Source organism: Streptomyces ipomoeae 91-03 (assembly GCF_000317595.1).
Lineage (GTDB): Bacteria > Actinomycetota > Actinomycetes > Streptomycetales > Streptomycetaceae > Streptomyces > Streptomyces ipomoeae.
The window spans coordinates 14202-36908 of sequence record NZ_AEJC01000370.1; the positions used below are offsets into that span (position 1 = coordinate 14202).

The window sequence follows — 22707 nt, forward strand, 5'->3', positions numbered from 1 at the left end:
CACGCACCCGAACAAGCCCTACGCTGGCCCCAAGATCAACTAACGGGGAGCAACACGTGCGCATAGAACGCCACCGAGTCGGCGCCGCGGCGATCACGGCCGTCCGCCAGGACTTCTTCAACAGGATCGGCACCCAGCTCCGCTCCATGTCGAAGGCCGGCCCGATGACGGCAGACGAATGGTGGCTGCTCTCGGAAGAGCTCGTCGAATACCTCGCCGCCCTCTCCGTGGAAACCCCCGACCTCCACACCCCGGAGGCGAAGGCGGTCCTCGACGACGCCACCGAGGCCGCGACCGGCGCGGTCGCGTACACGGCGTACCACGGCCACGACCGCTTCCACGTCTTCCTCCCCTACATGAACTTCGGCATCACATACGAGCCGGAAGAGAACCCGGAGGAGAACCCGTCAGATAAACCGGCACACAACCCGGCAGCCCAAGCGGCACACAACCCGGCAGCCCAACCGGCAGACAACCCGGTCGCGCAAGGCACCCGGCGGCCCACCACCCTCACCCCCCACCAGTGGCTCGACGCCTTCTGTCTGGCCATCCTCTCCGACAAGGCCGAACACCACGGCGAGGCCTTCCACTTCGCCCGCGAGGCATCCCAGGAGGGCGGAGCCGGTCGCCCGCCGGTCGAACTGATCAACGGCTTCATGGCGTACGTCATCGGCGACACCGGAGACGACGACGCGAACCACCCGCCCTCCAGGACGGAGAAGCTCACCGCCCTGGACACCGCCGTCGCCCGCATCCGCACCCTGGACCACATGACCGGCGGCGCCCAGGGCCTCCTCTCTCACCCCCACACCACCGCGCTCCACGCCCTGCGCGCCCTCACCGCATGCGACCAGGCCGCCTTCCGCACCCATCTGGCCGAGCTGCTGCACCCGTACAGCACCCTCTCCGGCCCGAGCGCCCGCCCCAGCAGCCTGCTCCCCCTCGTCCCGCTCGCGCTGACGGCCCTCGCCTACCGCCAGGAGGGCTGGGAGCCCCCCATAGACACCGACTACCTCCCACACGCCCTGGTCACCGGTTTCGAGAGCCCCGGCCCACGGGTGAAGGAGTACGGCCGCGACAGGCGCCCGGACGCGGTGGCGGAACTGGCCGCCGGGCCGGTGCACCTGGAACGCCCGGACAACCCGCAGCCCCTGCACCCGCAGAGCGAGGCCTACTTCGAGGAGTACGCGCTGGAGGGCCTGACCCGGGTCGACGGAAAGCCCCTGTCCGCACCCCGCCTGGCCCAGAGCCTCACCTACCGGAACATCCTCCTCAAGGCCCGCGCCTCACTCTCCGCCGACGTCACGGACCAGCAGCTCGCCAACCTCCGCCTCGCCGCCGAGATGGGCGCCGCCCTCTTCCGTACGACCCTCGCCGAGCCCGGCACGCAGGTCGACGTGACCATCGCCGGCCGCGGCCTCACCTACCCGGCGTACCACGGCGACCAGGTCGGCCCCGGCGCCTGGCAGACCGCGGCGAACCTCGCGCTGATCACCGGCGTCCGCGAACACCTGGCCCCCGTCGTCCTGGCCGGCCCCGCCCGCCTCAGGAACGACGACTCCGCGTTCGGCTCCTACCGCAAGGCCCTCCTCATCTACCTCCAGGGCGCGGAGGACCCCGAACCCCTCACGGACAAGGCCCTGCAGGACCACGAGAAGGCCAAGAACCGGGGCTTCTTCCCACCCCCCACGATCCTCTTCTCCCAGCTGGTGGAAGGCGACGCGGAGAGCTTCAACCTGGCCCTGCTGGACGCCCTCGAATCCCATCGTGACCACTACCGCATCGCCGACCGCGCCGACACCTCCGACGCCGCCCTCAACCTGGACATCCTCGCCCTGACCTGCCACGCCCGCCGCCGAGGCTGGCCCATCCGGATCACCACCCCCTACCTCCCACCCCGCCTCCTCCAGTCGGCCAAGCCCTTCTGAGGGCCGCCTCAGGCGTTGACCTCGCCCCGCCCCGCGAACGTCAGCACGGCCCACACCACCGCGCCCCACACACAGCCCTTACACCCACATCAGGCACACTCGAACCCCGTACGACACCCAGCCCACCGAACCCAGGCCCCCATCCGACACCCCGTCAAAAGCTGAGCCCCGGCGCGAAATGAAGGCGTGAAGCGACAGCACGAAAGAGCAATAACGACGGAACCACAGCACAGGTTCCGGTTCGACCTCGTTGCCCGGCATGACCTGCCGTGATACACAGAGTGACGATACGACCCTTCGTGTACGGTTCCGCGTCCCCCGTTAGGACCCCACGCGGCCCGGAGACAAGGGATACGTACGAAACCCGCCAATCAATGACGCCAAGTCGACATACGACAGCGTCATTGTCAGCGAGAATGGGCCTGACCTCTGCGCACCCGCGCCAGAGGACGCAGTGCGGAGGCGATGCGAGCGCAGCGCAGCCACACGACGGAGCCAGCGGAACTACCCATTAGGGGCGGTGACTTACATGTTCGTAGCGGCCGACAAGGGCGACATCACCACCATCATCGGCGGAATCGCCCCGGACTGGGGGCCCTTCGGCAGCCTGGGCAACGAGGCACGCGTGATGATCGAGGTCGTGATGGCCGTCGCCATCCTCCTCTGCCTGGGCATCGCGATCTGGGGCGCCGCCAAACAGCGCATCGGTGCCACCGCCCTGCGCGACACCTTCAGTGCCGAACAGGGCAAGGGCCTCATCATCGCCGGCCTCACCGGCGTCTTCATCATCGGTTCCCTGGGCACGCTCTTCACCATCGTGTACGGCATGGCCGTGTAGCGCGGCGGCCGGCCCTCGTCCCGGCCGGGCACGCACTACCGGTTCGCCCGGTTCCCCCACTACCCCACCCGTCCGTCGTGCCCACCGGCTGAGGTTGCGTCTCCCTGATGTCGAGTCACCACACCGCGCCCGCGCGGGAACCAGCGCGGCTACCGTCGTACTGTTACGCGTCTCACCACGTGTACGCGTTCGAGTACGGCGTCGATGTTGAAGGGGCGTGCGCGGTATGAGTCTCGGCGACGAGCGCGGGTACGGCGAGTCCTCGCGCGCCGGTGACGACGGAACCTACGGCGGTTACGCCGGCACCGGCCAGACCCGCACCCGCCTCCCCGAACGCGGCACCGACCCCTACGGCGGCGCCCCCCGCCGAGGCCGCTCCTCCTCCAGAAGCCTCGTCACCATCGTCGGCGTGGTCGTCCTCCTGATCGCCGCCATCGCTTTCGCGAACCGCGGCGGCAACAGCGGTGGCGACGGAAGCTCCGGGGGTGACCAGACGGAGACGGCCCCTACGGCGGCTTCGGGGGAGCAGCCGGTCGGCACCAAGGCCAGCGGCATCCCCTCCGGCTTCGCGCACGACCGGCAGGGCGCCGAATCCGCGGCGGCCAACTACGCCGTCGTACTGGTCTCGGCCGACATCCTCAAGCCCGTCCGGCGCAGCGAGATCGTCCAGCAGGTCATCGTCCCGGACAAGGCGGCCGACCTGGAGGACAGCCTCAACAAGGCCTACAGCACGGACTTCCTGACCAAGCTCGGCCTGGACAAGAACGGCAACGCCCCGACGGGCGGCACCTACGTCTCCCGCACCATGCCGGTCGGCACCAAGGTCACCGCCTACTCGAACACCGCCGCGACGGTCGAGGTCTGGTGCACCGGAGTGTTCGGCATGGCGGCGGAGGACACCACCAACCCGGTCACCAGCGACTGGTTCACCATGACCCTCCAGCTGCGCTGGGCCGACGACGACTGGAAGGTCGACAGTTTCTCCCGGAAGGCAGGCCCCGCGCCGGTCAACGGCGACAACAGGGTCTCGGCATCCGATGAGATCTCGAAGGCCGTGGAAGAGTACGGAGGGTTCACGTATGCCAGGTAGCCCGCGTCGCGTACTCAAGCTCGCCGGGGCGGTGACGGCCATCCAGTTCGGCGCCGTCCTGCTGGCGACCCGAGCCGCAGCCGAACCCACACCGTCGGCATCGCCATCGGCGTCGCCGTCACCCTCGGCCAGTGACGACTCCTGCTCGCTGCTCTCCGGCGAGGCCCGGAGGTTCTGCGAAAGCGACAGCGGGGGCGGTACCGGAGGCTCGGGCGGCACCGGTACGACGCCCAACGACCTCACCTCCACCCTCGACCCCCTCTCCTCCCTGGCCCAAGGCTGCGCCGACGCCGCCTCCTGGACCATCGACAAGCTGTCGGCCGCGGTGAACGAGACGGCGAACGTCGACTTCACGAACCCGAAGTTCCTGCAGCAGTACGCCGTGGTGTTCGCGGCGTCGACGATCCTGACGCTCGTCCTGTGGCTGCTGGCGGTGGCGAAGCGGGCCGTACGGGGCGTGCCCCTGACGACGGCCCTGTCCGAAGCCGTCGGCTTCCTCTGGCTCACCGTCCTCGCCTCGGCCTTCACCCCCCTGATCCTCTACACGGTCGTATCGGCGACCGACGGAGTGACCGAGGTCCTGGCCAAGGCCACCGGCGACCAGACGGACACCTTCTTCGGCAACTTCTCCGAGGCCCTCAAGAAGGGCGAGGACATCGGCGGCGGGCCCATCATGCTCATCGTCGTCTCCCTCGTCTCCATCCTCGCCGCCGGCGTCCTCTGGCTGGAGCTCGTCATCCGCGCCGCCCTGCTCTACGTCGGCGCGCTGCTCGGGACGGTCGTCTACGCCGGCCTGGTCGACAAGAACCTGTGGGGCCACGTCCGCCGCTGGGCGGGCATCATGATCGCGGTCATCCTCATCAAGCCCGTCATCGTGATCGTCCTCGGACTCGCCGGCGCCCTGTCCGCCGACGACGGCCCGGACGCCTTCTCCGCCGTGGTCTCCGGCCTCGCCATAATCCTCCTCGCCATCTTCGCCTCGGCGATGATCTACCGCTTCGTCCCGGGCTTCGGCGACGAGATCGCGGGCTCCCGCAACAACCGCCTGATGCGGGGCGCCGAGGGCAAGGCCGCGGCCGTCATCAGCTCCCCGGCCACCCTCGTCGCCCAGGGCATCAAGACCCACAGCACCCGGGCCGACAACAACGGCGGCGGAGGCGGCAGCGCCCCCCGCCCGTCCAACCCCGCGTCCGGCGGCGTGGCGGCCCACAGCTCCCGTACGGCCGGCGGTGGCGGCGGAACCATCCCCTCCGCCGCACCCCCGCCCCGTTCGAGCCCGACCAACACCCCCCACGCCAGTAACACCCGAAACAGCAATCGCCCGGGAGGTGAAGGGCGTTGACGACCGAGTCCCATCTGTCCCATCCGGTCACGCCCCGCCGTACATATCTGATCGGCCGCGCCCGGCCGAACGCGATCATCGGCCGGAACCGCGAGTCCGGCGAGATCGCGCTGATCATCGCGGGCGCGTTCCTCGGCATGATGTGCGGTCTCCTCGTTCCGGTCCTCGTACCGCGCATCGCCCTGCTCACCGGCTTCCCGCTCCTCGCGCTGGCAGCCGTCTACGTGCCGTACAAACGGCGGACGTTCTACAAGTGGTTCGAGATCAACCGCAGCTACAAACGCACGCTCCGCCGCGGCACCACCTACCGCTCCGCCGCCATGGAGGCCGGCACCCACCTCGACGGCCGCGAGGTCGAGATCGGCCCGCCCCCGGGCATCGGCCGCATCACCTGGCTGGCCGCCCCCTTCGGCCCCGACGAGATCGCCGTACTGCTGCACGCGGACCGCCGCACCGTCACCGCCGCCATCGAGATCGAGGGCCCGGGCGTCGGCCTGCGCGACTCCGAGGACCAGGAAGCCCTCGTCGACCGCTTCGGCACCCTCCTCAAGCACGTGGCCAACGGCGACGGCTTCGTCACCCGGCTGCAAATGCTCGCGCGTACGCTCCCGGCCGACCCGGACGCCCACGCCAAGGACGTGGCCCAGCGCGGCGACGACCGCGCCCCGGCCTGGCTGCAGCAGTCGTACGACCAACTGCAGTCCATGGTCTCCACCAGCAGTGAGCAGCACCGCGCGTACCTCGTCGCCTGTATGCACTACACCCGCGAACTGGCCGCCGAGGCGCACGCCATGGCCCGCGCGTCCCGTCCGCAGGGCAAGAAGCTCGACAAGGACGCGGGCCTCGCCGTCGTCATGGCCCGTGAGCTGACGGACATCTGCTCGCGCCTCCAGGAGGCCGACATCCGCGTACGGCAGCCGCTCGGCCAGGGCCGCCTCGCCTCCCTCATCCACTCCATGTACGACCCGGACCACCCCATCGACCACATCCAGGCCATGACCAAGCGCAACGCCTGGCCGGCCGAGCTGGACGCGATGGAGCCGGACTACCTCCAGGCCAAGACCCGCGAGTCCTCCACCCGTGCCCCCTGGTGCCACGCCACGGCCTGGGTGAAGGAGTGGCCGATGACCCCGGTCGGCGTCAACTTCCTGGCACCCCTCCTGGTCCACACCCCGGACGTCATCCGCACGGTCGCCGTCACGATGGACCTGGAGCCGACCGAGGTCGCCATCGAGCGCATGCTCACCGAGAAGACGAACGACGAGGCGGAGGCATCCCGCGCCGCCAAGATGAACCGCACCGTCGACCCCCGCGACGTCGCCTCCCACTCCCGCCTCGACCAGCGCGGCGAGGACCTGGCGAGCGGCGCCGCCGGCGTCAACCTGGTCGGCTACATCACCGTCTCCTCCCGCTCCCCGGAGGCACTGAACCGCGACAAGCGGACCATAAGGGCCTCGGCCGGCAAGTCGTATCTGAAGCTGGAGTGGTGCGACCGCGAACACCACCGCGCCTTCGTCAACACGCTCCCGTTCGCCACCGGAATCCGAAGGTAGGGCTGTCGCGATGCGGGATCATCCGATCCAACGGCAACCGGAGGTGAAGCGCTGATGCGGGACCCGCTGTCCGTCCTCACGGAAGCCTTCACCTCTTTCCTCTTCGGCAAGGTCGAGACGACGCGCCTGCCCGTGCGCACGTCCACGGGCCAGGCCCAGGCGGTCTACCTCCCGACCGCCGCCCCCGGCCTCGGCGACTCCGGCGTGATCATCGGTCGCGAGGTCTACTCCGGCAAGGGCTACATCTACGACCCCTTCCAGCTCTACGGCCAACAGCTCCCCGCCCCGCACTGGCTCGTCCTCGGCGAGTCCGGCAACGGCAAGTCGGCCCTGGAGAAGACGTACGTCCTGCGCCAGCTCCGCTTCCGCGACCGCCAGGTCGTGGTCCTCGACGCCCAGGGCGAGGACGGCGTCGGCGAATGGAACCTCATCGCGCAGGAACTGGGCATAACTCCCATCCGCCTGGACCCGACGGCCGCCCTGGACCACGGCATCCGCCTGAACCCCCTCGACCCCTCGATCACGACGACGGGCCAGCTGGCCCTGCTCCGCACGATCATCGAGGTCGCGATGGGCCACGGCCTGGACGAACGTGCGGGCTTCGCCCTGAAGGTCGCACACGCGTACGTCAACGAGACGATCGTCGAACGCCAGCCGGTCCTCACCGACATCGTCGAGCAGCTCCGCCACCCCGAGCCGGAGTCCGCGGAGGCGATGAACGTCGCCATAGACGATGTACGCGCCTGGGGCCTGGACGTCGCCCTGGTCCTGGACCGTCTGGTCGACGGCGACCTGCGCGGCATGTTCGACGGCCCGACGACGGTCGGCATCGACCTGGACGCCCCGCTGATCGTCTTCGACCTGTCCCACATCGACCGCAACTCCATCGCCATGCCCATCCTCATGGCGATCGTCGGTGTCTGGCTGGAGCACACCTGGATCCGCCCCGACCGGAAGAAGCGCATCTTCCTGGTCGAGGAGGCCTGGCACATCATCAACAGCCCGTTCGTCGCCCAGCTCTTCCAGCGCCTGCTGAAGTTCGGCCGCCGGCTCGGCCTGTCCTTCGTCGCGGTCGTCCACCACCTCTCGGACGTCATCGACGGAGCGGCGGCGAAGGAGGCCGCGGCCATCCTCAAGATGGCGTCGACAAGGACGATCTACGCCCAGAAGGCCGACGAGGCCCGGGCGACGGGCCGCGTCCTGGGCCTCCCCCGCTGGGCGGTGGAGATCATCCCCACCCTCACCCCCGGCATCGCGGTCTGGGACGTCAACGGCAACGTCCAGGTCGTCAAACACCTGGTCACCGAGACCGAACGCCCCCTCGTCTTCACCGACCGCGCCATGACCGAGTCCTCCAACGACCACCTCCTGGACGACGATGCCCTCCGCGCCGCCGAACTGGAGGCCGAGGAACGAGCAGCCGCCTTCGTCGAACACCAGCTGAGCGACGTGGACGGGTACGGCTCCTCCGAGTCCACGGTGGCCTGAACGGTCTGCCCGGGCTGGGGAACGACGTGAACGGTGACGGCGTGAACGGGGAAGCGGCGGCGTGAGCCGCGGCGGAGGAAACGGCAACGGCGTGAACGGCGGCGCGAGATGAGACCAGACGACCGGCACCCCCAGCAGGGCAGCGGAGGCGGCGGCATCCCGGACGGCCTGTTGCTCGCCGTCCTCGGCTTCCTGCTGGGCGGCACTCTCCTGGTCTGGACGGCCACCGGTCTGGCCGGCCTCCTCGCCCACGGCTCCTGGCCCGACGGCGTGACGTTCACCCGCACACCCATGGCCGTACGCGGCCTGCTCTCCGATCCCCAGGACATCGCCGCCGCCTGGCCGGACACCCCGTCCGCCCAGCTCTCCGGCTACGGCCTCGTCTGGGGCCTCTTCATCAGCCAGCTCATGGTCCTCATCGTCCTGACCGTCTTCGTCATGGGCACGCTGGCCCGCTGGAGGGCCGTACGAGCGCGGGAGAAGGCGCTACGGACCCAGAGGCGCGCCCAGCCCGCGCGGGAGGCCCAGCCCCGGCCACAGGGCCGGAGCACGGCTGTCACGGGCCCGCCGACCGCCGGGGACCAGCACAGCGCCACGCCCCCGGCCACCGAATCACCCGCTGTGCCGACCAAATCGCTTCCGGAGCCCAGGAACGGCACCGCTGCTCCGCTCACCCACGGAGTCATAGCTCCGCTCGGCCAGGAAGTCACAGCTCCGCTGCCCCACACCACGGTGGCTCAACCGGCCCCCTCCAGGGCCGCAGACCTCCCGGCGATGCCGACGACATCACCGATGCCCACCATGTCGGCGACGCAGTCGGCGCCCTCCGTACTCCCCTCGGCACTCCCGCCGGTCATCCTCGGCCCCGCCGAATCCCGCCGCCCCGCCGCGGCCCAGGCCGTACGCGAGGCCGAGGGACCCGCGCTGGTGATCACATCGGACCCCATACTCTGGTCGGACACGAAGGACGCCCGCGCGAAACTGGGCCCAGTCCTCCTCTACGACCCCACACACCTCTGCGACACCCCGGCCCGCCTCCACTGGTCCCCGACGACCGGCTGCGAGGACAAGCCCACCGCGGTGGCCAGGTCAGCGGCTCTCCTCGCCCCGATCCGCCCCACGGCGAAGATCGACCAGGCCGTGGCGGACACCGCGGAAACACTCCTACGGAGCTACCTGCACGCGGCTGCGATAGACGGCCGTACGATCCGCCACCTCCACCGCTGGGCCCAGGGCACCGGCGTCCAGGAGGCCGTACGCACGTTGCGCACCAACCCGAAGGCGGCCCCCGGCGCCGCGGGCGAACTGGAGTCGGCCCTGACGTCCCACCCCGAGCGCCGGGACATGGCCCAACAGTTGACGTCCCGAGCCCTGTCCGCCCTCTCCACGGTCAACATCCGGGAATCCTGCACTCCAAACCGGTCGGACTCCATGGCCTTGGATTCCTTTCTCCACGAGGGGGGAACGCTTTATGTGGTCGGCACGCCCATCGAGGACCCCAAGGCGAACCCGTCCGCCATGCCCTTGCTGACGGCCCTGGCCTCAAGCGTGGTCGAGCGCGGCCGGCGCGTGGCCGAACGGTCATCCTCCGGCCGCCTCGACCCACCACTCATCCTGATCCTGGACGACGTGGCAGCCGTGGCTCCCCTCCCCCAACTCCCGGGCCTGCTGAGCACCGGCCGAGAGCAAGGCCTCCCCACCCTGGCCCTCCTCCGCTCCCGCGAACAGGCCAGATCCCGCTGGCCGAACCTCGAACTCCCGCTGCCGTAACGCCTCACATAGTCGAGACGTCCGGCTGGTCCTCCGCGGGCACCGCATACCCGGGAACGGACGGCCACCGCACGGTCAACACCACGGACTCCTCCTCGGCAACCCAGGAGTGATCCACTCCGCGGCCCCAGACGACGTAGTCGCCCTGGCGTTCCAGCACGACGCTACGTCCGGGAAAATCCACCCGGAAACGACCGCTGATCAACACCTGCAGAGCCGTGCGTTCCTCACCCCGAACCCACTGCGCCCGTCTGTCACCACGCGGATGGACACCCCACTTGATCTCCACCGCGTCACTGTGCCGAGGATCGCCGACCGCCTTGAAATGCCCGAGCAGCCAGCCACGGTCCAGCGCCGCGTCCTTGCCCGCATTGCCCACATACACGCTGTCGTCCATGCCGCCGAACGCTAACACCAGGCGCACCGGCACCCCCTACGCCAGCTCGAGCACGTACTCCAGCTCCCGTCCCGAATCCTTCTGCACAGCCACCCCAGTGCCCACAAACCCGATCCGCCGATAGAACGCCGCGGCCCGCCCGTTCCCCTCATGCACGAACAACCGCACCCGCTGGAGCCCCACCTCACGGGCCCACGCCAAGGCAGCCGCGAACAACGCCTCGCCCACGCCCTTCCCGCGATGCCCCTCCCGCAGGAACACCCCCACAAGATGCCCCTGTCGCCGCTCAACCATCTCCCCGAAGTAGTCCCGCACGCCGGCCTCCTCCACCAGCACGGTCACACTCCCGACCCACCCCTCACCACGGCCGTCGTCCCCCACGACCTCCGCGACAATCTGCTGCCGCTCCCGAACCCCCTCGGCGGCCCCCTCCGTCCGCTCCTTCCAGTAGGCGTCCGACCGTTCAACGGCATCCTCATACCTCTCCAGAAAGGCAAGATGCGCGATCGGATCCCGAAGCGCAGCCAACCGCAATTCCCGCACTTCCCGCCACTCCTCGGCACGGATGGACCGGATCACATACCCCTCGGGGACACTCATAGACGGATGCATGCAACCACCGTAACGACAAACGCAAAAAGGCCCACACCATTTCTGGTGTGGGCCTTTCGCACTATTTGTTCGGCGGTGTCCTACTCTCCCACAGGGTCCCCCCTGCAGTACCATCGGCGCTGTAAGGCTTAGCTTCCGGGTTCGGAATGTAACCGGGCGTTTCCCTCACGCTATGACCACCGAAACACTATGAAACTGTCAACACCCGCACCGCCACCACCCGGGCAGCGGGGTCGTTCGTGGTTTCAGAACCAACACAGTGGACGCGAGCAACTGAGGACAAGCCCTCGGCCTATTAGTACCGGTCACCTCCACACGTTACCGTGCTTCCAGATCCGGCCTATCAACCCAGTCGTCTACTGGGAGCCTTACCCCATCAAGTGGGTGGGAGTCCTCATCTCGAAGCAGGCTTCCCGCTTAGATGCTTTCAGCGGTTATCCCTCCCGAACGTAGCCAACCAGCCATGCCCTTGGCAGAACAACTGGCACACCAGAGGTTCGTCCGTCCCGGTCCTCTCGTACTAGGGACAGCCCTTCTCAAGACTCCTACGCGCACAGCGGATAGGGACCGAACTGTCTCACGACGTTCTAAACCCAGCTCGCGTACCGCTTTAATGGGCGAACAGCCCAACCCTTGGGACCGACTCCAGCCCCAGGATGCGACGAGCCGACATCGAGGTGCCAAACCATCCCGTCGATATGGACTCTTGGGGAAGATCAGCCTGTTATCCCCGGGGTACCTTTTATCCGTTGAGCGACGGCGCTTCCACAAGCCACCGCCGGATCACTAGTCCCGACTTTCGTCCCTGCTCGACCCGTCGGTCTCACAGTCAAGCTCCCTTGTGCACTTACACTCACCACCTGATTGCCAACCAGGCTGAGGGAACCTTTGGGCGCCTCCGTTACCCTTTGGGAGGCAACCGCCCCAGTTAAACTACCCATCAGACACTGTCCCCGATCCGGATCACGGACCCGGGTTAGACATCCAGCACGACCAGACTGGTATTTCAACGACGACTCCCACCGAACTGGCGTCCGATGCTCACAGTCTCCCAGCTATCCTACACAAGCCGAACCGAACACCAATATCAAACTGTAGTAAAGGTCCCGGGGTCTTTCCGTCCTGCTGCGCGAAACGAGCATCTTTACTCGTAGTGCAATTTCACCGGGCCTATGGTTGAGACAGTCGAGAAGTCGTTACGCCATTCGTGCAGGTCGGAACTTACCCGACAAGGAATTTCGCTACCTTAGGATGGTTATAGTTACCACCGCCGTTTACTGGCGCTTAAGTTCTCAGCTTCGCCACCCCGAAGAATGACTAACCGGTCCCCTTAACGTTCCAGCACCGGGCAGGCGTCAGTCCGTATACATCGCCTTACGGCTTCGCACGGACCTGTGTTTTTAGTAAACAGTCGCTTCTCGCTGGTCTCTGCGGCCACCCCCAGCTCAGGATGTAAAACCCATCACCGGGTGTGGCCCCCCTTCTCCCGAAGTTACGGGGGCATTTTGCCGAGTTCCTTAACCATAGTTCACCCGAACGCCTCGGTATTCTCTACCAGACCACCTGAGTCGGTTTAGGGTACGGGCCGCCATGAAACTCGCTAGAGGCTTTTCTCGACAGCATAGGATCATCCACTTCACCACAATCGGCTCGGCATCAGGTCTCAGCCACACGCACGACGGATTTACCTATCGCACGGCCTACACCCTTACCCCGGGACAACCACCGCCCGGGATGGACTACCTTCCTGCGTCACCCCATCACTCACCTACTAACCGCTTGGACCGGCGGCTCCACCACTCCCCTCAACTCCGAAGAGATCAGGGCGGCTTCACGGCCTTAGCATCACGATGCTCGATGTTTGACGCTTCACAGCGGGTACCGGAATATCAACCGGTTATCCATCGACTACGCCTGTCGGCCTCGCCTTAGGTCCCGACTTACCCTGGGCAGATCAGCTTGACCCAGGAACCCTTGGTCAATCGGCGCAAACGTTTCTCACGTTTGTATCGCTACTCATGCCTGCATTCTCACTCGTCAACCGTCCACAACTACCTTCCGGTGCTGCTTCACCCGGCAGACGACGCTCCCCTACCCATCCCAGCAGGCGTTGGCCCTCACACTGGAATGACACGACTTCGGCGGTACGCTTGAGCCCCGCTACATTGTCGGCGCGGAATCACTAGACCAGTGAGCTATTACGCACTCTTTCAAGGGTGGCTGCTTCTAAGCCAACCTCCTGGTTGTCTCTGCGACTCCACATCCTTTCCCACTTAGCGTACGCTTAGGGGCCTTAGTCGATGCTCTGGGCTGTTTCCCTCTCGACCATGGAGCTTATCCCCCACAGTCTCACTGCCGCGCTCTCACTTACCGGCATTCGGAGTTTGGCTAAGGTCAGTAACCCGGTAGGGCCCATCGCCTATCCAGTGCTCTACCTCCGGCAAGAAACACACGACGCTGCACCTAAATGCATTTCGGGGAGAACCAGCTATCACGGAGTTTGATTGGCCTTTCACCCCTAACCACAGGTCATCCCCCAGGTTTTCAACCCTGGTGGGTTCGGTCCTCCACGAAGTCTTACCTCCGCTTCAACCTGCCCATGGCTAGATCACTCCGCTTCGGGTCTTGAGCGCGCTACTACACCGCCCTGTTCGGACTCGCTTTCGCTACGGCTACCCCACCCGGGTTAACCTCGCAACACACCGCAAACTCGCAGGCTCATTCTTCAAAAGGCACGCAGTCACGAGATGGAAGCAAGCTTCCATCCGACGCTCCCACGGCTTGTAGGCACACGGTTTCAGGTACTATTTCACTCCCCTCCCGGGGTACTTTTCACCATTCCCTCACGGTACTATCCGCTATCGGTCACCAGGGAATATTTAGGCTTAGCGGGTGGTCCCGCCAGATTCACACGGGATTTCTCGGGCCCCGTGCTACTTGGGTGTCTCTCCAACGAGCCGTACAGATTTCAGCTACGGGGGTCTTACCCTCTACGCCGGACCTTTCGCATGTCCTTCGCCTATCCATACGGTTTCTGACTCGTCCCACGGCCGGCAGACCGTGAAAAAGAGATCCCACAACCCCCACGACGCAACCCCTGCCGGGTCTCACACGCCATAGGTTTGGCCTCATCCAGTTTCGCTCGCCACTACTCCCGGAATCACGGTTGTTTTCTCTTCCTGCGGGTACTGAGATGTTTCACTTCCCCGCGTTCCCTCCACTTGCCCTATGTGTTCAGGCAAGGGTGACAGCCCATGACGACTGCCGGGTTTCCCCATTCGGACACCCCCGGATCAAAGCCTGGTTGACGACTCCCCGGGGCCTATCGCGGCCTCCCACGTCCTTCATCGGTTCCTGGTGCCAAGGCATCCACCGTGCGCCCTTAAAAACTTGGCCACAGATGCTCGCGTCCACTGTGCAGTTCTCAAACAACGACCAACCACCCGTCACACACCACATCACGCGGTGCTGCACCGGGGCCGGCATCGTGAAGGGCGAGCAACGCTCGCACCCTCAGACACCCAACAGCGTGCCCGGCACGGTCAGCCGACCAGATCAGCGTTCCACGCCCCCAGCAGGGGCAGTACTAGCGCCTGGTCCGTCCCGACCGTGCCGAATAATCAACGTTCCACCCATGAGCTGACCACCGCCAGACATTCGCTGGCGTAGTGGCTCTGGCTGCCTCGCGGCAGCTAGATGCTCCTTAGAAAGGAGGTGATCCAGCCGCACCTTCCGGTACGGCTACCTTGTTACGACTTCGTCCCAATCGCCAGTCCCACCTTCGACAGCTCCCTCCCGCAAGGGGTTGGGCCACCGGCTTCGGGTGTTACCGACTTTCGTGACGTGACGGGCGGTGTGTACAAGGCCCGGGAACGTATTCACCGCAGCACTGCTGATCTGCGATTACTAGCAACTCCGACTTCATGGGGTCGAGTTGCAGACCCCAATCCGAACTGAGACAGGCTTTTTGAGATTCGCTCCGCCTCACGGCTTCGCAGCTCATTGTACCTGCCATTGTAGCACGTGTGCAGCCCAAGACATAAGGGGCATGATGACTTGACGTCGTCCCCACCTTCCTCCGAGTTGACCCCGGCAGTCTCCTGTGAGTCCCCACCACCCCGAAGGGCGTGCTGGCAACACAGAACAAGGGTTGCGCTCGTTGCGGGACTTAACCCAACATCTCACGACACGAGCTGACGACAGCCATGCACCACCTGTACACCGACCACAAGGGGGACCCTGTCTCCAGGGTTTTCCGGCGTATGTCAAGCCTTGGTAAGGTTCTTCGCGTTGCGTCGAATTAAGCCACATGCTCCGCTGCTTGTGCGGGCCCCCGTCAATTCCTTTGAGTTTTAGCCTTGCGGCCGTACTCCCCAGGCGGGGAACTTAATGCGTTAGCTGCGGCACCGACGACGTGGAATGTCGCCAACACCTAGTTCCCACCGTTTACGGCGTGGACTACCAGGGTATCTAATCCTGTTCGCTCCCCACGCTTTCGCTCCTCAGCGTCAGTAATGGCCCAGAGATCCGCCTTCGCCACCGGTGTTCCTCCTGATATCTGCGCATTTCACCGCTACACCAGGAATTCCGATCTCCCCTACCACACTCCAGTCTGCCCGTATCGAATGCAGACCCGGGGTTAAGCCCCGGGCTTTCACATCCGACGCGACAGACCGCCTACGAGCTCTTTACGCCCAATAATTCCGGACAACGCTCGCGCCCTACGTATTACCGCGGCTGCTGGCACGTAGTTAGCCGGCGCTTCTTCTGCAGGTACCGTCACTTGCGCTTCTTCCCTGCTGAAAGAGGTTTACAACCCGAAGGCCGTCATCCCTCACGCGGCGTCGCTGCATCAGGCTTGCGCCCATTGTGCAATATTCCCCACTGCTGCCTCCCGTAGGAGTCTGGGCCGTGTCTCAGTCCCAGTGTGGCCGGTCGCCCTCTCAGGCCGGCTACCCGTCGTCGCCTTGGTGAGCCGTTACCTCACCAACAAGCTGATAGGCCGCGGGCTCATCCTTCACCGCCGGAGCTTTCCACGCACATCGGATGCCCGAGCGCGTCGTATCCGGTATTAGACCCCGTTTCCAGGGCTTGTCCCAGAGTGAAGGGCAGATTGCCCACGTGTTACTCACCCGTTCGCCACTAATCCCCACCGAAGCGGTTCATCGTTCGACTTGCATGTGTTAAGCACGCCGCCAGCGTTCGTCCTGAGCCAGGATCAAACTCTCCGTGAATGTGTACCGGTAATCCGGTGCGCACACACGAGAGCGGAACCACCGGAGGAATGATCCGATGGTTCACAGCGTCCTCGCTGTGTTTGTTTCAAAGGAACCTCGACCACCGGAAATGTTTCCGGCGGACGGGGTATCAACATATCTGGCGTTGATTTTTGGCACACTGTTGAGTTCTCAAGGAACGGACGCTTCCTTCGTACTCACCCGAGCTGTTCCTCTCGGGCTTTCCTCCGGGCGCTTCCCTTCGGTCTTGCGTTTCCGACTCTACCAGATCTTTTTCCGATCCGATTTCCTCGGTGCTTTCCAGGTTTCCGCTTCCGCGTTTCCCTTTCCGGCGGTTCCGACTCTATCAGATCCTTTCGGGCCTGATTCCCAGTCAGAGGGGGGTTGTCTTTGCGGCTGTTGGGCCGTTCCGACGTCCAAACCTTAGCGGATCTGCTCGGCAGTTCCCAATCGGGCTGTCGAACCCGAATCGAATTGAATTCGGCGTGCCGAATTCACCCCGGCTGGGAGATCGCGCTGGTTGGTTTGGGTGCCGCTTGAGCGGCCGAGGTGCTGTCGCAGAACCGTTACGTCTCCGCGGCAACCCGAAGAACTCTACTGGTCGACGGGTGGACTGTCAAGTGTCCCCAAGGTGGGGTGGAGTCAAACCTCCATGCCTCAAGAGTACGACTTCAGTCCAGGTCGCTGAGCCGGCCGCCGGCGTCCGGCTGGGCGTGCTCGACGCGGCGCAGGAGACGGGTCAGGACCTCGCCCAGGACGGCACGCTCGACAGGAGTGAGGTCTTGGAGCAGGTCCTCCTCGAAGACCGAGGCGAGGCGCATGGCCTCGAGCCACTTCTCGCGGCCCTCAGGAGTGAGCTCCACGATGACGCGTACGCGGTTGGTCTCGTCGCGCTCCCTCGTCACCAGGCCTTCGGCGACCATCCGGTCGATGCGGTGAGTCATGGCGGCCGGGGTGAGGCCGAGCCGCTTGGCGAGGTCGCTCGGGCCCATGCGGTACGGGGCCCCGGAGAGGACGAGGGCCTTGAGGACCTCCCACTCGGCGTTGCTGATGCCGAGGGCCGCGGTCTGGCGGCCGTAGGCGACGTTCATGCGGCGGTTGAGGCGGGAGAGCGCCGAGACGATCTTCTCGACCTGGGGGTCCAGGTCCTGGAACTCGCGCTGGTAGGCGGCGATCTGCTCTTCGAGTGTCGGCTCCGCGGCGCCGGGGGTGTCGCCCATGGGCCGCAGTATGGCACGTCACCGCTTGGCATCGAAGTCCTTCGAGGTGTAGTGTTTAGCTTCGAAGTATTCAGGTCTAACGCTTGGATGGTTGGACTGGGGGCTTCCCTTAGCAAGGCAGGTGAACTTGACCAGGGGGGTGGGCGCAGCGATGCGTCGGATTCAGGTGGGGAACGCGCTCGGTGCGTTCGGACTCGGCTTCACCGTCCCGTATCTGTACGTGTACGTGGCGCAGGTGCGGGAGCTCGGTGCTGTGACGGCGGGGCTCGTGCTCGCGGTCTTCGCCGTGGCCGCGCTGGTGGTGCTGCCGTTCGCCGGGCGGGCGATAGTGCGGCGTGGCCCGCTTCCGGTGTTGCTCACCGCCCTGGTCACCGCCGCCGTCGGATCGCTGAGTCTGGGGCTGGCCGCCGGGGTGACGACCGTGCTGTTGTCCGCCGCGGCGCTCGGGGCCGGGCAGGCCGTGATGCAGTCGGCGCTCGCCACGATGATCGTCGACTGTTCGGGGCCGGAGACCCGGTCGCGAGCCTTCGCGACCCAGTTCTTTCTGCAGAACCTCGGGCTCGGTGTCGGTGGGCTGATAGGCGGGCACCTCGTCGATGCCACACGCGCGGGGTCCTTCACCCTCCTGTTCTCCGTCCAGGCCGCGATCTTTCTGCTGCTCGTGGGCGTGATGGCGACCGTGCGGATGCCTCGGGCGCCGCAGGTCGAGGGGGCGCCGGCGGGGACTGCCAAGGGGAGCTGGAAGCAGCTGCTCGGTAACCGAGCCATGGTGCAGTTGTGTGTGCTCGGGTTCGTGCTGTTCTTCGCCTGCTATGGGCAGTTCGAGTCGGGGCTCAGTGCGTACGGGGTGGAGGCGGCCGGGATATCGACGTCCGCGCTTGGTACGGCGCTCGCGGCGAACACCGCGGTGATCGTGGTGGCGCAGTTCGCCGTACTGCGGTTCGTGGAGCGGCGTCGGCGGTCTCGGGTGATCGCGTGTGTGGGGCTGATCTGGGCCGTTGCCTGGGGTGTGGCCGGGGTCGCGGGGCTCGGGCAGGTGAGTCAGGCCATGGCCACGGCGGCGTTCGTGTCGGCGTATGCGTTGTTCGGGTTGGGGGAGGCGATGTTGTCGCCGACGGTGGCTCCGCTGGTGGCCGACCTCGCGCCTGCGGGGATGGCTGGGCAGTACAACTCCGCGTTCGCCCTGGTGAAGCAGCTGGCGTTGGCCGTGGGGCCGGCGGTGGGTGGGCCCATGGGGGCGTCGTTGCACGTGGCGTATGTGGTCGTGTTTCTGCTGTTCTCGGTGGGGATTGCTGTGCTGGCGATACGGCTCGGGCGGGAGCTCACGCCGGTGCAGGATCAGCCGAGGCTTGTGGGGAGCCGGGTGGTTGCGCGGGGTGGGGCTGCTGCGGAGTCGGCCGGGGCACGGGCCTGAGGGTTTCCGCCCTCGCCTCCCTTACCCCTCCCATCCCAGGGGCGGCGCCCCCTTCGCCCCCGCCACGGGGCTCCGCTCCCGGACCCCGCCCAGGGGCGCTGCGCCCCCTGGCACCACCCCCCGCTGAATTTTCGGGACATCCGCGTCCCGAAGGGAGCGCGGGGCTGTGACCCAGGCGGCTCCGCCGCGTGGCGTGGCCGGCGCGCCCGCACCCGCACCCCGAGCTCGGCGGCTAATGCGGCGTCGCTCGCGGTAGGGCGAATTCGCACCAGACCGCCTTGCCGCCGCCGGGGGCTCGGCGGCTGCCCCAGTTGGAGGCGATGGCGGCGATGATGGCGATGCCACGACCGGACTCGTCGCCGGGTTCGGCTCGGCGGCGGCGCGGGAGGTGGTCGTTGCCGTCGGTGACCTCGACGATGAGGCGGCGGTCGGTGCGGCGAAGGCGTAGGCGCATGGGTGGGGTGCCGTGTTGGAGGGAGTTGGCGACGAGTTCGCTGGCTGCCAGGACGCCCAGGTCGTGGAGGTCCGGGGGGAAGCGCCAGCTGGTGAGGACTCCGGAGGCGAAGGCTCGGGCTCGGGGGGCCGCCTCGACGCCGCCCAGCAGCTCCAGTGCCGCGTTGCGGAACAGGTCGCTGTCGGGGCCCGTGCGGGCCGGGTGCTGGAGGACCAGGACTGCTACGTCGTCGTCATGGTCCGCCGTGACGCCGGTTGAGCGGACCAGGCGGTCGCAGATGACCTGGGGGGTGCCGGTGGCGCCGGCCAGGGCTCGTTCCAGGGCCGCGATGCCCTCGTCGAGATCCTCGTTGCGGCGTTCCACCAGGCCGTCCGTGTAGAGGACGGCGGTGGAGCCGGGGCCGAGGGGGACCGAGCCGGAGGAGTGCATCCAGCCGCCGGTGCCGAGCGGGGGGCCGGTCGGTTCGTCGGTGCGCAGGACCGTGCCGCTCTCGTCGCGGACAAGGATCGGGAGGTGGCCGGCGGAGGCGTAGACCAGGCGGCCCTCGTTGGGGTCGTGGACGGCGTAGACACAGGTGGCGATCTGGTTGGCGTCGATCTCGGTGGCCAGGCCGTCCAGCAGTTGCAGGACCTCGTGCGGAGGGAGGTCCAGGCGGGCGTAGGCGCGGACCGCCGTGCGGAGTTGGCCCATCACGGCCGCCGCTCGTACGCCTCGGCCCATGACGTCGCCGATGACCAGGGCCGTGCGACCGCCGCCGAGGGTGATGACGTCGTACCAGTCGCCGCCCACCGCGGTCTCCGTGCCGCCCGGGTGGTAGACGGCGGCGATACGCAGGTCGTCCGGCTGTTCGAGGTCTTGTGGGAGGAGGGAGCGTTGGAGGGTGACGGCGGTTTCGCGTTGGCGGCGTTCGCTGGCGCGGAGGCGTTCGGCGGCCTCGGCGTGGTCGGTGACGTCGGCGGCGAAGATGAGGACACCGCCGTCGCCGGGCTTGGTGCCGTGCGGTACGTCGACGGGGGTACAGGTGATCGTGTAGGAGCGACCGCCGGGGGCCTTGCGGGACTTGACCGTGCGGGGCTTGGAGCTGCGCAGGACCTGGTCGAGGAGGGGGAGCAGGCCGAGGGCGTCCAGCTCGGGCAGGGCCTCGTGCGCGGGTTCGCCGAGGGGGCGTACGCCGAAGGCCGCGACATAGGCGTCGTTGACGTAGGCGATGCGGTGGTCGGGGCCGTGGACGAGGGCGACGAGGGCCGGGATCCGGTCGAGGATCTCGCGGGTCGGCAGGTCGTCGACGGCGGGCACGGTCGCGGTGTCGTCGGGTGGGTCGTCGGTCTGCCGTTCGACGCGGGCCGCGGGCACGGAGCCTTCTCCCCGCCGGTCCGGGGTGACCGTGTGTTCGGTCCGCGCTGCGGCGCGGCGCTGCGTACCGGGGAGCCGGGCGCTCCAGCGCGTGAAGTTCACCGAATCCTTGCCTCGTGCCTCGTGTTGTTGTCTGTGGCCGGCTCCGGATCCGGCCGGTGGTCCGGGGTGGTGCCCCGGGGTGCAGCGGTGGGGGACGCCTGGTCGCGGGTACTTCGTACGTGCTCGGCGGGTACCTCGTACGTACTACGTGGGTACTTCTGGGGAACTGCTCAGGTGTTTCGTGAGTCCGTGATGGGCGGGGGGTCCGCCCAAGATCATGGATCACGTCGCGGACCAGTCTGGCCGACCGGACCGACATCCGTCAGACGCCGGCCTGAACGGTGGAGTTCCTGGATCCGGTCAGGACGACCCCTTCGGGTCCTCTGGAGGCTTTCCACCGGCCGCGAGTTCGAACTCCGCACGGGGATGTTCGAGTGATCCGAGGGAGACGATCTCTCGTTTGAAGAGCCCGGCGAGGGTCCATTCGGCGAGGACGCGGGCCTTGCGGTTGAAGGTCGGCACCCTGCTCAGGTGGTAGACGCGGTGCATGAACCAGGCAGGGTAGCCCTTCAGCTTGCGTCCGTAGACGTGGGCGACGCCCTTGTGCAGGCCGAGGGAGGCGACCGAGCCGACGTACTTGTGGGAGTACGTCTCCAGGGGTTCGCCGCGCAGGGAGTGGGCGATGTTGTCGCCGAGGGTGCGGGCCTGGCGTACGGCGTGCTGGGCGTTGGGGGCGGTCTCCGCGCCGGGTTCGGCGGCGGTGACGTCGGGGACGGCGGCGGCGTCACCCGCGGCCCACGCGTGCGCGGCGCCTTCCACGGACAGCTCGGGGGTGCACTTCAGTCGGCCGCGCTCGGTCAGCGGGAGGTCGGTGGCGGCGAGGATCGGGTGCGGTTTCACACCGGCCGTCCAGACGACCGTACGGGTCGGGAAGCGGGCGCCATCGCTGAGGACGGCGACACGGTCCGCGCATGATTCGAGGCGGGTGTGGAGGCGTACGTCGATGTTGCGGCGGCGCAGTTCGGTGACCGTGTAGCGGCCCATCTCCTCGCCGACCTCCGGGAGGATGCGGTCGGAGGCCTCCACGAGGATCCACTTCATGTCCTCGGGCTTGACGTTGTGGTAGTACCGCGCGGTGTAGCGGGCCATGTCCTCCAGCTCGCCGAGCGCCTCCACGCCGGCGAAGCCGCCGCCCACGAAGACGAAGGTGAGGGCCGCGTCGCGGATCGCGGGGTCGCGGGTGGAGGAGGCGATGTCCATCTGTTCGATGACGTGGTTGCGCAGGCCGATGGCCTCTTCGACGCTCTTGAAACCGATGCCGTGGTCGGCGAGCCCGGGGATGGGGAGCGTGCGGGAGATCGAGCCGGGGGCGAGGACGAGTTCGTCGTACGTCAGTTGCTCGGTCTCCCCGCCTTCCTCGGTGGCGAGGGTGGTGAGGGTCGCGATGCGTTTGGCGTGGTTGATGGCCGTGGCCTCGCCGATGACGACCTTGCACCGGTCGAGGACGCGGCGCAGCGGAACGACGACGTGGCGGGGCGAGATGGCGCCCGCGGCGGCCTCCGGCAGGAAGGGTTGATACGTCATATAGGGGTCGGGGGACACGACGACGATCTCGACGTCGCCACGACTCAGTTCCTGCTTCAGTTGCCGTTGCAGACGCAGCGCCGTGTACAGCCCGACGTAGCCGCCGCCGACGATGAGGATGCGCATCCGTTCCTTCACCATCCCATGACGCACCGCTCTCGTTGGTTTGTCCACAGCCCCGGCAATTTGTGTGACCGGTCGCCTTGGGGGCGCGGGGTTGGCCGATTTACCGGAGCGTGCGGCAGGTGCGCAGGTCAGATGGTGTGAGCCGGGTAGTGGGAGGGGGCGCAAACCGGATGTAAACGGCCCGTACTCCGATCGAGGGGCGCTCCGTGCGGAACCTGCCCCTTCTGAATTGACTCCCTCTCAACTATGTTCGTGTCGA

At 66.9% G+C, this 22707-nt stretch carries 14 protein-coding genes and 3 rRNA genes; 8 read left to right on the forward strand and 9 right to left on the reverse strand.

All coding sequences use genetic code 11. From position 1 onward, the window contains the following. The first annotated feature begins 56 nt into the window (after nucleotides 1-56). From STRIP9103_RS23825 to STRIP9103_RS23855, 7 genes are all read left to right on the forward strand, one after another. The gene (locus tag STRIP9103_RS23825; protein WP_009320899.1) at nucleotides 57-1928 is read left to right on the forward strand and encodes an immunity 49 family protein; all 1872 of its coding nucleotides are present in this window, start codon (nucleotides 57-59) and stop codon (nucleotides 1926-1928) included. Nucleotides 1929-2457: 529 nt separating this feature from the next. After that, nucleotides 2458-2766 carry a hypothetical protein gene (locus STRIP9103_RS23830; RefSeq protein WP_013002563.1) on the forward strand — a complete coding sequence of 103 codons (309 nt, stop codon included), beginning with the start codon at nucleotides 2458-2460 and terminating at the stop codon, nucleotides 2764-2766. A 226-nt stretch (nucleotides 2767-2992) separates the two neighbouring features. Then, nucleotides 2993-3856, forward strand: coding sequence for a hypothetical protein (locus STRIP9103_RS23835; protein ID WP_009320866.1), 864 nt, complete (start codon nucleotides 2993-2995; stop codon nucleotides 3854-3856). Continuing rightward, entirely contained in the window at nucleotides 3846-5198 is a 1353-nt protein-coding gene (locus STRIP9103_RS23840; protein ID WP_009320862.1) for a putative membrane protein, read from the forward strand. The genes STRIP9103_RS23835 and STRIP9103_RS23840 overlap by 11 nt, the downstream gene beginning before the upstream one ends. Then, nucleotides 5195-6751, forward strand: a complete 1557-nt coding sequence (locus STRIP9103_RS23845; RefSeq protein ID WP_009320932.1) for an SCO6880 family protein — start codon at nucleotides 5195-5197, stop codon at nucleotides 6749-6751. The genes STRIP9103_RS23840 and STRIP9103_RS23845 overlap by 4 nt, the downstream gene beginning before the upstream one ends. Nucleotides 6752-6805: 54 nt before the next feature. Beyond that, entirely contained in the window at nucleotides 6806-8239 is a 1434-nt protein-coding gene (locus STRIP9103_RS23850) for an ATP-binding protein (protein WP_009320909.1), read from the forward strand. Between the two features lie 108 nt (nucleotides 8240-8347). Continuing rightward, nucleotides 8348-10009 (forward strand): type IV secretory system conjugative DNA transfer family protein, encoded by a 1662-nt coding sequence (locus STRIP9103_RS23855; protein WP_009320881.1) that lies wholly within the window; start codon nucleotides 8348-8350, stop codon nucleotides 10007-10009. Between the two features lie 4 nt (nucleotides 10010-10013). Here the strand turns inward: STRIP9103_RS23855 and STRIP9103_RS53520 are convergent, their stop codons facing one another. From STRIP9103_RS53520 to STRIP9103_RS23890, 7 genes are all read right to left on the reverse strand, one after another. Next, entirely contained in the window at nucleotides 10014-10169 is a 156-nt protein-coding gene (locus tag STRIP9103_RS53520; protein ID WP_374005171.1) for a hypothetical protein, read from the reverse strand. A gap of 41 nt (nucleotides 10170-10210) precedes the next feature. Next, nucleotides 10211-10390 carry a PmbA/TldA family metallopeptidase gene (locus STRIP9103_RS53525; RefSeq protein WP_374011030.1) on the reverse strand — a complete coding sequence of 60 codons (180 nt, stop codon included), beginning with the start codon at nucleotides 10388-10390 and terminating at the stop codon, nucleotides 10211-10213. Nucleotides 10391-10442: 52 nt separating this feature from the next. Further along, nucleotides 10443-11006, reverse strand: a complete 564-nt coding sequence (locus STRIP9103_RS23865; RefSeq protein ID WP_048820844.1) for a GNAT family N-acetyltransferase — start codon at nucleotides 11004-11006, stop codon at nucleotides 10443-10445. A gap of 79 nt (nucleotides 11007-11085) precedes the next feature. After that, nucleotides 11086-11202: ribosomal RNA gene (rrf, locus tag STRIP9103_RS23870) — 5S ribosomal RNA — on the reverse strand. A gap of 91 nt (nucleotides 11203-11293) precedes the next feature. Further along, nucleotides 11294-14414 (reverse strand): 23S ribosomal RNA (locus tag STRIP9103_RS23875). 311 nt (nucleotides 14415-14725) lie between these two features. Next, a 16S ribosomal RNA gene (locus STRIP9103_RS23880) occupies nucleotides 14726-16252 on the reverse strand. Together the 16S, 23S and 5S rRNA genes form the textbook arrangement of a ribosomal RNA operon. Before the next feature lie 674 nt (nucleotides 16253-16926). Continuing rightward, on the reverse strand, nucleotides 16927-17475 hold the full coding sequence (locus tag STRIP9103_RS23890) for a MarR family winged helix-turn-helix transcriptional regulator (protein WP_009320938.1): 549 nt from the start codon (nucleotides 17473-17475) through the stop codon (nucleotides 16927-16929). 151 nt (nucleotides 17476-17626) lie between these two features. Here STRIP9103_RS23890 and STRIP9103_RS23895 point away from each other — a divergent pair, with 151 nt between their 5' ends. Then, nucleotides 17627-18889, forward strand: coding sequence for an MFS transporter (locus STRIP9103_RS23895; protein WP_181800141.1), 1263 nt, complete (start codon nucleotides 17627-17629; stop codon nucleotides 18887-18889). A 232-nt stretch (nucleotides 18890-19121) separates the two neighbouring features. Here the strand turns inward: STRIP9103_RS23895 and STRIP9103_RS23900 are convergent, their stop codons facing one another. Next, nucleotides 19122-20798: an ATP-binding SpoIIE family protein phosphatase gene (locus tag STRIP9103_RS23900; RefSeq protein ID WP_048820845.1), complete on the reverse strand. Its 1677-nt coding sequence runs from the start codon at nucleotides 20796-20798 to the stop codon at nucleotides 19122-19124. A gap of 300 nt (nucleotides 20799-21098) precedes the next feature. Continuing rightward, on the reverse strand, nucleotides 21099-22463 hold the full coding sequence (locus STRIP9103_RS23905) for an NAD(P)/FAD-dependent oxidoreductase (protein WP_048820846.1): 1365 nt from the start codon (nucleotides 22461-22463) through the stop codon (nucleotides 21099-21101). Nucleotides 22464-22707 lie beyond the last annotated feature (244 nt).

Bases quoted from the DNA above. Each gene is read 5' to 3' on its own strand.
- STRIP9103_RS53525 (WP_374011030.1), bottom strand. From the start codon at position 10,390: ATGTGGGCAATGCGGGCAAGGACGCGGCGCTGGACCGTGGCTGGCTGC.
- STRIP9103_RS23895 (WP_181800141.1), top strand. From the start codon at position 17,627: ATGCGTCGGATTCAGGTGGGGAACGCGCTCGGTGCGTTCGGACTCGGC.
- STRIP9103_RS23840 (WP_009320862.1), top strand. From the start codon at position 3,846: ATGCCAGGTAGCCCGCGTCGCGTACTCAAGCTCGCCGGGGCGGTGACG.
- STRIP9103_RS23855 (WP_009320881.1), top strand. From the start codon at position 8,348: ATGAGACCAGACGACCGGCACCCCCAGCAGGGCAGCGGAGGCGGCGGC.
- STRIP9103_RS23890 (WP_009320938.1), bottom strand. From the start codon at position 17,475: ATGGGCGACACCCCCGGCGCCGCGGAGCCGACACTCGAAGAGCAGATC.
- STRIP9103_RS23830 (WP_013002563.1), top strand. From the start codon at position 2,458: ATGTTCGTAGCGGCCGACAAGGGCGACATCACCACCATCATCGGCGGA.
- STRIP9103_RS23865 (WP_048820844.1), bottom strand. From the start codon at position 11,006: ATGAGTGTCCCCGAGGGGTATGTGATCCGGTCCATCCGTGCCGAGGAG.
- STRIP9103_RS23850 (WP_009320909.1), top strand. From the start codon at position 6,806: ATGCGGGACCCGCTGTCCGTCCTCACGGAAGCCTTCACCTCTTTCCTC.
- STRIP9103_RS23835 (WP_009320866.1), top strand. From the start codon at position 2,993: ATGAGTCTCGGCGACGAGCGCGGGTACGGCGAGTCCTCGCGCGCCGGT.
- STRIP9103_RS23905 (WP_048820846.1), bottom strand. From the start codon at position 22,463: ATGGTGAAGGAACGGATGCGCATCCTCATCGTCGGCGGCGGCTACGTC.